The organism is Priestia megaterium (assembly GCF_046599315.1).
In the GTDB taxonomy this organism is placed as follows: Bacteria; Bacillota; Bacilli; order Bacillales; family Bacillaceae_H; genus Priestia; species Priestia megaterium_F.
In genome coordinates, this window is record NZ_JBKIKC010000003.1 from 460,462 (window position 1) to 473,241 (window position 12,780).

Consider the following 12,780-nt stretch of genomic DNA (forward strand, 5'->3'; position numbering starts at 1 on the left):
AATATGAAAAAAATTGATATGCTCACACCTATAGGGATACTAATTGGTATCTCTATGGTTGTGTTTGGGGTTATTTCTAGTGGAGGAATAAGCGGCTTTTTAGCTTTTATTGATGTTCCATCGATTTTGATTGTACTAGGAGGCGTTTTCGGTACGCTGTGTGTGAGCTTTCCATTAAAACAATTAAAAAACATGGGAAGAGTAGGGAAACAAGCGTTTCAATCTAAAGAAATAAACGTAGAAGAAATTGTAGGAACATTTGTACATTTATCTGAAAAAGCGCGTCGAGAAGGACTTTTATCATTAGAAGCAGAGCTTGAACAAATCGATGATTCATTTGTAAAAAAAGGTATTTTACTAGCCATTGATGGAGTAGAACCAGAAATGATTCGAGAGCTGCTTGAAGCTGAAATAGCTGCAGTGGAAGAAAGACATGCCAGAGGCCGAAACATGTTTGAAAAAGCAGGCGATTATGCCCCTGCTTGGGGAATGATCGGGACGCTCGTTGGACTAGTGTTGATGCTAAAAAGCCTTAATGCTCCTTCATCGCTTGGTCCTAATATGGCGATTGCCCTGTTAACGACTTTCTATGGAGCACTGCTTTCAAACTTGTTTTTTCAACCAATCGCGGCTAAATTAGCTGGTAAAACGGAGCATGAGCTTTTTGTTAAAGAAGTGATTATCGAAGGTGTCATCGGCTTGCAGGCGGGCCAAAATTCTCGCTTTGTGCAGGCCAAGCTAAAAGTATTTGCCCCTGTTGAAAAACGAAAGCTTGAAGAAAAGAGAGAGCACGTTCGTGAAGCGTAGAAGAAAAAGGTACTCGGCACAGTCGCCAAAATGGATGGTAACATTTGCTGATTTGGTGACGTTAATTTTAGTTTTTTTTATTTTACTATTTTCAATGTCTAGCGTTGATAATCAAAAGTTTCAGACCGTTGTTAATTCGCTTACAAGCAGTAGTTCTGTGGCCTCTGTAGAAAAGAGCCAACAGTCTCAAAAGCTGGATAGTATTTTAGCAAAAGTAGAGGACTACTTGCAGGAAAATAAGCTTCAGCACGTCATTACTGCTAAACGAGAGGAACGCGGAGTTGTGCTTATTTTACAAGAACAGGTGCTGTTTGAAACAGGACAAGCAGACATTTTGGAAAGAGGTACCCCTTTTCTAGATGAATTAGGAAAGTTATTCAGTACTATTCCAAATGATATTAAAGTAGAAGGTCATACCGACAATCGACCCATTCACACCTATCGTTATCCATCTAATTGGGAACTGTCAGCAGCACGTGCTAGCGGCGTCATACGTTATTTAACAAACCATTTTTCTCTTTCTGCTAAACGCTTTGAAGCAATTGGATACGGAGATACAAAGCCGCTTATCCCGAATACGTCTAATGGCAATCTACAAAAAAATAGACGCGTCGAAATTATTATTGCAGATCCTGAAGCACAGTGAAAAAGGCCATACGCTTGTATAGCCTTTTTTTAAGAATGAGATGTATGAGAACGAATAGGATAAAGAGCGCGCTCCAGAGTTTGAGCGTTTTTTTCAGTTATTTCTGGTTTTCTTGGAATTGGCTGATAGATATTGAGTTCATCATCCCACTGTGTGCAAACGGGATGAGGTGATACTTTCGTCCATTTTTCAAGCCATGACAGAGGAAGCATGCCTTCTGCCTTTCGTTCGATCATTTCAAGCCAGATGAATGACCATGCCCGAGGAACAACGCGCCAGATATCATATCCTCCTCCGCCAACGGCAATCCATCTTCCCTGACAGTACTTGTGGGCAATTTCATGGGCGATTTTAGGAATCTCACGGTATATTTTAGTGGTGCCGCATAAATGAGTAAGTGGATCGTAATAATGAGAATCGGCTCCATTTTGCGTCAAGATAACATCCGGTTTAAAAAAAGCAGCTACTTCTTTTAAAGAGGTCTTATAAACATCGAGCCAAGAGTCATCTTCTGTATAAGCATCAACCGGTACATTAAATGAATAACCATAGCCTTTACTGTGCCCGCGTTCGTTTACGTTTCCTGTGCCTGGAAACAAGTAGCGTCCCGTTTCATGAATAGAAAGAGTACAAACGGAAGGGTCGTCATAAAATGTCCATTGCACGCCGTCACCGTGGTGAGCATCTGTATCGACGTAGAGAACGCGCGCATTGTACTTTTGCTGCATATATTTAATGGCTACTGCGCTATCGTTGTAAATACAGAAGCCAGAAGCTTTTCCTCGAAAGCCGTGGTGCAGTCCTCCTCCTAAATTCAGAGCATGCTTAGCTTTTCCAGTCATAACATAATCTACAGCAGTAAGTGTTCCGCCCACTAAAAACGCACTGGCTTCATGCATGTTAGGAAACATAGGTGTATCTTCTGTTCCGAGGCCGAAATCCGCTGCTTTTTCAACAGAAAGCTCGCCGCTTCCTGCTAATTTTACCGCTTGAATATAGCTAGTATCATGGACAAGCTGAAGTTCTTCATCAGATGCCATCCGCGGTAATATGATATCTTGATTGCCTAAAGCGCCAAATTCCCGTAACAGTTCATATGTTAGTTGAACACGAAGCTGGTTAAACGGATGATTATTTCTGAATTTGTATGAAAGAATATCATCTGAATAAATAAATACAGCATTACTAGTCATTACGTCATCTCCGGTAATTTAGGCCATAACACCTCATAGCCGTTTTCTTTTAATAAATTTACACTAATTAATGGATTAATAGCTTGAATGCGAAGCACAAGAATTTTATATCGTTCGTCTACGTCAGGGTAGACAAGTACGCTTAAGATGTTCGTTCTCTTTGAACCAAAGAGGGATGTAACTTCAGCGAGCACGCCAGCCTTATTTTCTACTTTTATTTCAATTTGTGAACCTGGCTTATTGGTGCCGGTAAGCTGAATAAACGTATGTAATAGATCTCTTTCGGTCACAACGCCTACTAAACGTTTGTTTTTGATGACGGGAATACAACCGATTTGATGTTCATAAAAAATGCTTGCAATTTCTTCAACAAAATCAAGAGGGTGAGCTGTAATAACTTCTGTTTGCATAATCATCCGCACGGGTTCGGATAGAAGAGCAGATGTATAAGTACTATCTAAAATAGAAGGGCTTGCGTCTCTTACGTCTCGATCAGAAATGATGCCAACTACGTGATGAAATTCATTAATGATGGGAATATGTCTAATCTTATGTGTATCTAAAAGTTTCATAGCTTCAGCGATCGTATGGTCGGGGGTTAAGGTAATGAGATCGGTTTTCATCATCTCTTCAACAATCATCAGACATGGCTCCTTTTCTTAATGGTCAGCTTAATACATAAAACGATTTCGAAAGCGCAGGCTGTCAAATTCTTGCATGCTTTCTTGAGGAACTCTGCTTCCGATTCTTACCATCAAACAATTAGCGGGGTGGGAACTAATCTCTGGATCATCTGTGGCAAACCACGTTAGCCCGCCTTTATTCATCATTTTCTCCATGATTTTACGGTAATCCCACACGTTTAACCCTGTTCCTTTTAAATCCCAATGCCAGTAGTATTCTGTCGTAATGATGATATAATCTTCCATTGCATCATCCATCATAGATACGGTAAGTAAGTTTTTTCCAATAGAATAACTGCGAAACGGAGTGGCTACCTCTATAGCTCCTAATTCGATTAAATTATCCATATTTCCTTCCGACCATCGTTCTAGAGGATCGGGATATAAAAAGGTTACGTAACCAATGATTGTATGGTGATGGCGAGCAATAATAATTCTACCTTCAGGCAAATTGGCAATCTCAATTAATGCTTCTTTTTGCTGTTCAGGTGGGCGAAAAGCCGTTAGTTGCTCATGAAAATCAAGTTGTTGCAAGGTATCTGAGGAGACAGGTCCTTCAATAACAATTGCCCCAACAGCTGTTTTTACTTCTTTCATATTGTATGTTTGGGAATGTTTCAAATGAATCACCACCTTCAAGCAGTCTTATCTGTATTATAATACAAAAAAAACTCCGTACTAAAGCGTTTTCAAAAAATTAAATAAAAGAAAAGGAGTTTTTAAAAAAACATAGAATAGAAAAATTAGAAGAGATTCTTGTTAATTCGACACTTTTATAACAGAGGTTGTCATATAACAAGGGAGACTATTATCCTAATTCCGACAAAAAAATTTTATAAAATTGTGAAAAGTCTAACTTTGTTATATAATAGGTTTGTAAATTTTATACATAAGGGGGAGTTTGTGATGAAGGTGGAAGCGCTTCCTGTAATTGAAGGGGTATACAACTTACAGGACTATGATAAAACGTATCAAACCTTTGATTGGTCACAAGTGGAGAAGGAATTTTCATGGCATGAAACAGGTAAATTAAATGCAGCTTATGAAGCGATTGATAAGCACGCAAACTCTACGCGTAAAAATAAAGTTGCGCTTTATTATCGAGATGCGCAGCGCAATGAAAAATATACATTTAAAGAAATGAAAGAATGGTCAAATAAAGCCGCAAATGTGCTAAAACAAGCAGACGTAGAGAAGGGAGATCGTGTGTTTATCTTTATGCCTCGCTCTCCGGAACTTTATTTTGCATTGTTAGGAGCAGTAAAGCTTGGCGCTATTGTTGGGCCTTTATTTGAAGCGTTCATGGAAGGTGCAGTAAAAGATCGTTTGCAAGACAGTGATGCAAAAGTGTTAATTACAACACCTGAACTGCTTAGCCGTGTGCCGGTGAAAGATTTGCCAGCTTTAAAACATATTTTGCTTGTAGGGGAAAATGTAGAAGAAGAAAGCATTCAACTAGATTTCCTGAAGCGATTAGAAGCGGCGAATAAAGAGGTGGAAATTGAGTGGGTAGATAGAACAGATGGCATGCTGCTTCATTATACATCAGGTTCAACCGGCAAGCCAAAAGGCGTACTTCATGTTCACAATGCAATGCTTCAGCACTATCAAACTGCAAAATGGGTGCTCGATTTAAAAGATGACGATGTGTATTGGTGTACAGCAGATCCCGGTTGGGTGACGGGTACTTCCTACGGAATTTTTGGTCCTTGGCTTGCTGGAGCAACCAATGTGATTGTAGGAGGACGATTTAGTCCAGATGCATGGTATCAAGCACTTGAAGATTTTGGCGTAACGGTCTGGTATAGTGCACCTACAGCATTTCGTATGCTAATGGGCGCTGGTGATGACTTAGTTAAACGCTATGATTTAAGCAATCTCAGACATGTATTAAGTGTGGGAGAACCGTTAAATCCTGAAGTGGTACGCTGGGGAATGAAGGTTTTCCAAAAACGTATTCATGATACGTGGTGGATGACTGAAACTGGAGGTCAGACGATTTGTAATTATCCGTCTATGAAAATTAAGCCAGGATCTATGGGGAAACCAATTCCAGGTGTACAAGCAGCAATCGTTGACGATCAAGGACAAGAGCTTCCACCTTATCGAATGGGTAACTTAGCAATCAAAAAAGGCTGGCCATCTATGATGCATACAATTTGGAACAACAAAGAAAAGTATGAGTCATATTTTATGCCAGGTGATTGGTACGTATCAGGTGATTCGGCGTATATGGATGAAGAGGGTTATTTTTGGTTCCAAGGTCGAATCGATGACGTTATTATGACGGCAGGAGAACGGGTGGGTCCATTTGAAGTGGAAAGTAAGCTTGTTGAACATCCTGCTGTCGCAGAAGCTGGTGTCATTGGCAAACCTGATCCTGTGCGCGGGGAAATTATTAAAGCATTTATCGCGCTTAGAGATGGTTATGAATCTTCGGATGAACTGATTGAAGATATCCGTCAATTTGTGAAAAAAGGGTTAGCTGCTCATGCAGCCCCGCGTGAAATTGAGTTTAAAGACAAGCTACCTAAAACACGAAGCGGTAAAATTATGCGTCGCGTTTTAAAAGCCTGGGAATTAGATTTGCCAACGGGCGATTTATCAACGATGGAAGACTAAGGAGTAAACGTTTCAATCTTTGTAGGGAAATAAGTGATTTTTATAAAGTTCAAACAGTCAGCTGTTTGAACTTTTTTTTGGACTTGAATTTTAAAATGAAATCATTCATAATTGTGGGGTGTAAACTTTTAAATAAAATAAACTGCAGTGATAGGAAGAAGTAATACTTGTCTCCCTGTTTAAGAGAGCTGATGGTTGCTGAAAATCAGTACATAGACAAATATGAAATACGTCCTTGAGCATCTTTTGTGAACTTACAGTAGCAAAAGACGGGTAGACCGTTACATCATTTAAGTGGGAAATAATTTATTTCCAAATAGGGTGGTACCGCGATATTTTCGTCCCTTCTTTTTTAAGAAGGGGCGTTTTTTATGTTGTTCAACAAATTGTAACGAGCAATTAGATAAAGGAGAGAATATAACATGGATATTTTACAAGATCTTGAGTTTCGAGGGCTCATTAACCAACAAACGGATGAAAAAGGTTTAAGTGAACTTTTGAGTAAAGAGTCTGTTCGTTTATACTGCGGATTCGATCCGACGGCCGACAGCCTTCACATTGGCCACATGCTGCCTGTTTTAATTTTACGTCGCTTTCAACAAGCTGGACACCAACCGATTGCATTAGTTGGTGGAGGTACAGGTCTTATTGGAGATCCAAGTGGTAAAAAAGCAGAGCGTACGTTAAATGAAAAAGAAACGGTTGCCATGTTTAGTGAGCGTATTAAAGGTCAGCTTTCACGCTTCTTAGATTTCGAAGAAGGTGAAAATGCAGCAGTTATTGCGAATAACTACGATTGGATTGGCTCTTTAGACGTTATTACATTCCTACGAGATATCGGTAAAAACTTTGGTATCAACTACATGATGGCAAAGGATTCTGTTCAATCTCGTATCGAATCAGGCATTTCATTTACGGAATTTAGCTACATGATTTTACAATCATATGATTTCTTGAATTTATACCAAACATATAACTGTAAGCTTCAAATTGGCGGTAGCGATCAATGGGGAAATATTACGGCTGGCTTAGAATTAATTCGGAAATCAGAAGAAGATGCAAAAGCATTTGGATTAACAGTTCCGCTTGTAACAAAAGCAGACGGCACGAAGTTCGGTAAAACAGAAGGCGGAGCAATTTGGTTGGACGCTGAAAAAACAAGTCCGTATGAATTCTACCAATTCTGGATTAATACAGATGATCGTGATGTTATAAAATATTTAAAATACTTTACATTCTTATCGCACGGAGAAATTAATGAACTAGCAGCGTCTGCAAAAGAAGCTCCTGAAAAACGCGAGGCACAAAAAGCACTAGCGGCAGCGATGACTACGCTTGTACACGGTGAAGATGCTCTTGAGCAAGCAATTCGTATTTCACAAGCTTTATTTAGCGGAAGTATTTCAGAGTTAACAGCAGGAGAAATTAAGCAAGGGTTCAAGGATGTTCCTTCTTACACGCATACAGGGGAAGATATTGGTTTAATTGATTTACTTGTAGAAAGTAAAATCTCTCCTTCCAAACGTCAAGCACGTGAAGATATTTCAAACGGTGCGATTTACTTAAACGGTGAGCGTGAACAGGATTTACAAAAAATAGTAGGTGCGGAAGACCGTATTGAAGGTCAATTCACGGTAATTCGTCGAGGCAAGAAAAAGTATACGCTTATTCAATACGCATAAAAAAAAGGCCGAAAGGCCTTTTTTTTATATAAAGACAGTAAAAAAGCCGCTCCATAGGGAACGGCTTTTCACTATTAACGAGAGTAGAACTCTACGATTAGTGCTTCGTTGATTTCAGCAGATAATTCAGAACGCTCTGGTAAGCGAGTGAATGTACCTTCTAATTTCTCAGCGTCTACTGTTAAGTAGTCTGGTACGAAGTTGTTAACTTCAAGCGCTTCTTTCACGATTGAAAGGTTGCGAGATTTTTCGCGAACACCGATCACTTGACCAGGTTGTACACGGTAAGATGGGATGTCAACGCGTTTACCGTCAACTAAAATGTGACCGTGGTTAACTAATTGACGAGCTTGACGACGAGTGCGTGCAAGACCCATACGGTATACTAAGTTATCAAGACGAGCTTCTAAAAGAATCATGAAGTTCTCACCGTGCTTACCAGTTAATTTACCGGCAGCAACGAATAAGTTACGGAATTGACGCTCAGTTACACCATACATGTGGCGTAATTTTTGCTTTTCTTGTAATTGTAAACCGTACTCAGAAATTTTCTTACGTTGACCTGGGCCGTGTGGACCTGGAGCGTAAGGGCGTTTTTCTAATTCTTTACCTGTACCACTTAGAGAAAGACCTAAGCGACGAGAGATTTTCCAACTTGGACCTGTATAACGAGCCATGATGACTCCTCCTTGTTTGTGTTTTTATTTTATGCAAAACAAAAACAGACACATTCTAGCGATATGCTCATTTTGTTTTCATGTACCATCGCTCTAGCAGCAGAGAGTTACACGATACACCATCTTGTTAAAAGAATTGCTACTTCTGTAAAACAATCTTTTAATGAGGAACAAAATGAAAAACATAAAGAAGATTGTATAAGCTGCAATATTTCACACAACGAGTATTATAGGTGTTTTCACGTATAAAGTCAAGGAAGATTGAAGATTAAAAGAATGTAAAAGAAAGAATATGTTCATTTGAAGTATAAAAGGAAAAGAAACAGCATAAGAAAACGGTGTTGATGGACTAAACAAACGTTTGTTTAACAAGCAAAACCAGCTGCAAAGCAGCTGGTTTTGCTTGTTCATATTCAAAGAAAAGAGGTGAGTTCTTTCACGAATTCTTCAAGATAATGTTGATCAATTTCATCAAAGCGATTTTTGATTGGACTGTCAATATCAAGAACGCCTAAAAGCTGACCGTTTTTTACAATTGGTACAACGATTTCAGATTGAGAAGCAGCATCACATGCAATGTGGCCAGGGAAGGCGTGAACATCTTCGATTCGCTCTGTCTTTTGATTTTGAGCTGCTGTACCGCATACGCCTTTTCCGAGTGGAATACGAACACAAGCCGGCAGCCCTTGGAAAGGGCCCAGCACTAACTCCCCGTCTTCCATTAAATAAAAACCTACCCAGTTTACTTCATTTAAAAATTGATTTAATAAAGCTGAAGCATTCGCTAGATTAGCAATTGTATTGCTTTCTCCTTCTAGTAAGGCGCGCAATTGCTTAATTACTAATTCATAATCTTTTTGTTTTGAGCCGCTGTAGTTTTCGACATTAAACAATGTATTCTCCTCCATTCAACATAAGGTTTAATGAAATTTTATCAGGAAACGTCAGTTTTAACGCTACTTTGTCGATAAAAGATTACAGGAACTAAAGAGCCCATCACGAATTATGTAGAGAGGCTATTAAAATCCTTTTTAAATACTGTAACGATTTCTACACAATTTTGCAATCATATGTGTTTTGTGAAAATAAATCGAAATGAGGTGTAGATAGATGGCTGTACAGTCAAAAACAAAAGAGAAAATTATTGATGCGGCTGTTTCTCTTTTTAACGTAAAAGGTTTTGATGGTACGTCCGTGAGGGAGATTGCAGGAAAAGCAAAAGTGAACGTAGCGAATATTTCATATTATTTTCATAGCAAAGAAGGGTTACTTGAAAGTTTGGTGATTTCTTATTTTGAAGGTTATATTCAGGTGCTGGAGCAAGCATTCCAAGAAATGAAAAGGCTGTCTTCAACAGAAAGTATTATTGTGATGATTCGAGCCATCTTACATTACCAGCACGAAAATAGGCATATTGCACGGCTTGTATATAGAGAAACCTCTCTCGATACGATTTTAATTCGCGAAGTCATGACTACGTATTTAACCAAGGAAAAGTATTACTTAAAAACAATCCTCGAAAGAGGGATGAAAGAAAAGGAGTTTCGAAAGCTGCACGTTTCTTTTACAATCATTGAGCTTAAGGGAATGCTGTCTATGCCTTATCTTCATCCTCAGTATCTAAGTGAAGTTCTTCATATATTGCCTCACGAACCATATTTTGTTCAGCAATATGCGATTGAACTTGAGCAATGGGTGCACACAACGGTATGTTTGCCGTATGAACGGACAAACAAACTGCGCGTTCAATTATCCTAAGTGGAGCTCTCTATAGCCTTGGCCTAAATCCTTCGCACAGTGGGCATCTGACCCATATACGAGAGGGATTTTTTTCTGTTGAGCTGCTTTTACGACAAATGAAGCTGGGTACGCTTCCTTGCACAAAGGTTTAAACAATCCTGCACTATTATAATCCAAAGCTAGATCTTTCATTTTTATTTCATCGAGTATTGATAAAATAATCGGGGAAAGTGTGTCTTCGTATGGAAAGCGCGTTTTAAATTTATGTACCAGCGTCATATGACCAATACGCTTAGGCTTATAAACGCCTAAATCGGCTTGTACAGAGCGTAATACCGTGTTGTAATACTTATCATATACTTTGCTTACGCTGCCAAATTTCTGTACAATATGTGCAAATACGTCAGCGCTAAAATCTAAGCAGTCGTACTCTTCTTCATACTTTAAGAAGTGAACGGAAAGGATGCTGTCATCGAGATAAGGACCATATTCGTTTAAGAAATCCATTGTTTCGTGTTCAAATCCTTCGATAAAATCAACTTCCAACCCGATATTAATACGAATATCGCGCTCAAATTCTTTTTTGACTTGCTGTACGCTGTGAATATAGTGATCAAGTTTATCAGGATCCATTCCACTGTCTCGATCGGGCGTCGGATCGCTGAAGCTTTTTGGTAATGGAGCATGCTCTGTAAATGAAATCTCGCCAAAGTTCAAGGAAATCGCCTGTTCAACATATTGTTGCAATGAATCAGGTGAACCGTGTGGGCAAAATGGAGTATGAATATGTTTGTCAACTTTCATAAAAAATGCCTCCTTTTTTCTTCTTTTTCCATTGTAACGACATAAAGTGACTCCATGCCAATATTTTGTATAAAAAAATTTAATTTTTTGCTCAAAAGTTGGACTTTACATGGTATCATAAAAACATTGACGCAAAAAAATTTAAAGGATTAAATTCACCCTTTTTATAAATAAGAAACTTGTCATGTAGAACGCACTGTAAGGGGGCTTAGTATGGAATTCATTATAGCGCTAATCATACTTATTATCGGATTAGTTGTGTACGGAATGTTTTCACGTAAAAAGATTTATCAAGAAATTGATCGCCTGGAAACGATCAAAGTCGAATTAGCAAATACGCCAGTTGCAGAGGAAATTTCAAAAGTAAAAGAATTGAACATGACAGGTCAAACTGAAGAGCTATTTGAACGTTGGCGTGAGCAGTGGGATGAAATTATATCAACTAATCTCCCGAAAATTGATAAAGAACTGTTTGAAACGGAAGAAGCAGCAGATAAATACCGATTTAAAAAAGCGAAGCAGTTATCTATACATATTGATCAAGCCTTAGAACAAACCAAGATAGATATTGAAAACATACTTACTGAACTTCAAAATTTAATTGGTAGCGAACAAGATAATCGATATGATATTGAGGAATTAAATCAGCTTCACCGCCATGTGAAGAAAAAATTGCTCGCACATCGTTATTCCTATGGGAATGCTGAAAAAACGCTAGAATACGCAATTAATACATCTAAAGAGCAGTTTAAAAAATACGAGGAAGAGACGATTAACGGAAACTATCTTCAAGCACGCGAGATTGTTCTTCAATTAAAAACTGATTTAACAGCTATTGATTCGTATTTAGAACAAATTCCAAAAGTACTAGTTGAGTGTCAGACCACTCTTCCTGTCCAGTTCAATGAACTGCTTGAAGGGTTCCGCGAAATGAGTGAGCAGGGATACGTGTTAGATCATCTGCAAGTAGAAGAAACGGTAGAGCTTTTAAAACAAGAAACTGCTGAAATTATTGCAGATATTGAGGAATTATATGTGGAAGAAGCGATTACAAAACTAGATGATGTGAACGAACGTTTAGAGCAGTTATATGACTCACTTGAGCATGAGGTTTTCTCCTATCATAAAATGAACCGTGAATCTCATACGGTATCTAACTTCCTTCGTATGCTTCAAGAACGAAACCGTGAACTTCGTGAAGAAACGCTATTTGTACAGCAAAGCTATCATTTTAAAGAGCGAGACTTAGATGTATATTATAAAATGGACCGCGAACTAAAAAGATTAACTAACTTGTACTATAATATTTCGGACAAGGTAGCGGAACACAATTTAGCCTACAGTGTGATCCAAGAAGAACTCGAAGACGTTTCCAAGCAGCTCAACCAATTAAAAGAATCTCAGGAATCTTATAGCGATATGCTACAAGCTCTTCGCAAAGATGAGCTCGCGGCTAAAGACAAAATAGAAGAACTGAAATCTCAGTTGATTGAAGCGCGACGCCTTATTCAAAAAAGCAACCTTCCTGGTGTTCCTGAAGAATATAAAGTGCAGCTTGAAAAAACGGTTCATATCTTAAATGAAGTAACCGCTAAGCTGAAAGAAAAACCGCTTAATATTCGAGCTGTTCAATCTTTACTTGAAGATGCTGTTGGTTTTGTTCAAGATACATTTGATGAGACAGAGGCAATGCTAGAAGAAGCACGACTAGTTGAACGAGTGATTCAATACGGTAACCGTTATAGAAGTACTCATCATGGAATTGCACAGTCTTTAGAAGAAGCAGAAGAAGCATTTCGCCACTATGAATATAAAGAAGCATTAAAACAGGCATCTGCGGCTATTGAGCAAGTAGATCCTGGTGCGCTTGATCGTATACAGCGTATTGTATCTTCACAGAGTTAAAAAGCTCGTGTCCAAAGGACA

Annotated in this window: 12 protein-coding genes and 1 other annotated feature; of the genes, 6 read left to right on the forward strand and 6 right to left on the reverse strand. The window is 38.7% G+C overall.

All coding sequences use genetic code 11. From position 1 onward, the window contains the following. Positions 1 to 3: 3 nt before the first annotated feature. Positions 4 to 807, forward strand: coding sequence for a flagellar motor protein MotP (motP, locus tag ACLHDF_RS13460; RefSeq protein ID WP_413919269.1), 804 nt, complete (start codon positions 4 to 6; stop codon positions 805 to 807). Further along, a complete protein-coding gene (gene motS / locus ACLHDF_RS13465) occupies positions 797 to 1,453 on the forward strand; it encodes a flagellar motor protein MotS (RefSeq protein ID WP_413919270.1) in 657 nt (218 codons plus the stop codon). Before motP ends, motS begins: the two co-directional genes overlap by 11 nt. A 29-nt stretch (positions 1,454 to 1,482) precedes the next feature. Here motS and ACLHDF_RS13470 read toward each other — a convergent pair whose 3' ends face one another. Genes ACLHDF_RS13470 through ACLHDF_RS13480 form a run of 3 tightly spaced genes read right to left on the reverse strand, consistent with a single transcriptional unit; the run spans position 1,483 to position 3,950 of the window. Next, on the reverse strand, positions 1,483 to 2,646 hold the full coding sequence (locus tag ACLHDF_RS13470; RefSeq protein WP_413919271.1) for an acetoin utilization protein AcuC: 1,164 nt from the start codon (positions 2,644 to 2,646) through the stop codon (positions 1,483 to 1,485). Then, a complete protein-coding gene (locus tag ACLHDF_RS13475) occupies positions 2,646 to 3,287 on the reverse strand; it encodes an acetoin utilization AcuB family protein (RefSeq protein ID WP_413919272.1) in 642 nt (213 codons plus the stop codon). Before ACLHDF_RS13475 ends, ACLHDF_RS13470 begins: the two co-directional genes overlap by 1 nt. 30 nt (positions 3,288 to 3,317) lie before the next feature. After that, positions 3,318 to 3,950: an N-acetyltransferase gene (locus ACLHDF_RS13480; protein WP_413919273.1), complete on the reverse strand. Its 633-nt coding sequence runs from the start codon at positions 3,948 to 3,950 to the stop codon at positions 3,318 to 3,320. Positions 3,951 to 4,235: 285 nt separating this feature from the next. Between ACLHDF_RS13480 and acsA the strand changes: the two genes are divergently transcribed. Then, positions 4,236 to 5,951: an acetate--CoA ligase gene (acsA, locus tag ACLHDF_RS13485; RefSeq protein WP_413919434.1), complete on the forward strand. Its 1,716-nt coding sequence runs from the start codon at positions 4,236 to 4,238 to the stop codon at positions 5,949 to 5,951. Positions 5,952 to 6,089: 138 nt separating this feature from the next. Next, positions 6,090 to 6,300: a binding site (T-box leader), on the forward strand. A 73-nt stretch (positions 6,301 to 6,373) separates the two neighbouring features. Beyond that, positions 6,374 to 7,633, forward strand: coding sequence for a tyrosine--tRNA ligase (gene tyrS / locus ACLHDF_RS13490; RefSeq protein WP_413919274.1), 1,260 nt, complete (start codon positions 6,374 to 6,376; stop codon positions 7,631 to 7,633). Between the two features lie 74 nt (positions 7,634 to 7,707). Here tyrS and rpsD read toward each other — a convergent pair whose 3' ends face one another. Together rpsD and ACLHDF_RS13500 are read right to left on the reverse strand one after the other, a co-directional pair. Next, entirely contained in the window at positions 7,708 to 8,310 is a 603-nt protein-coding gene (gene rpsD, locus ACLHDF_RS13495; protein ID WP_075419729.1) for a 30S ribosomal protein S4, read from the reverse strand. A 413-nt stretch (positions 8,311 to 8,723) separates the two neighbouring features. Further along, complete coding sequence (locus tag ACLHDF_RS13500; protein WP_413919275.1) at positions 8,724 to 9,203, reverse strand: GAF domain-containing protein; 480 nt, start codon at positions 9,201 to 9,203, stop codon at positions 8,724 to 8,726. Positions 9,204 to 9,420: 217 nt separating this feature from the next. Between ACLHDF_RS13500 and refZ the strand changes: the two genes are divergently transcribed. After that, positions 9,421 to 10,068 carry a forespore capture DNA-binding protein RefZ gene (refZ, locus tag ACLHDF_RS13505; protein WP_413919276.1) on the forward strand — a complete coding sequence of 216 codons (648 nt, stop codon included), beginning with the start codon at positions 9,421 to 9,423 and terminating at the stop codon, positions 10,066 to 10,068. On the opposite strand, the gene hisJ is transcribed toward refZ, so the two are convergent. Further along, positions 10,060 to 10,854, reverse strand: a complete 795-nt coding sequence (gene hisJ / locus ACLHDF_RS13510) for a histidinol-phosphatase HisJ (RefSeq protein ID WP_413919277.1) — start codon at positions 10,852 to 10,854, stop codon at positions 10,060 to 10,062. The genes refZ and hisJ overlap by 9 nt on opposite strands. Before the next feature lie 213 nt (positions 10,855 to 11,067). Between hisJ and ezrA the strand changes: the two genes are divergently transcribed. Next, complete coding sequence (gene ezrA / locus ACLHDF_RS13515) at positions 11,068 to 12,759, forward strand: septation ring formation regulator EzrA (RefSeq protein WP_413919278.1); 1,692 nt, start codon at positions 11,068 to 11,070, stop codon at positions 12,757 to 12,759. The last annotated feature ends 21 nt before the right edge of the window (positions 12,760 to 12,780 follow it).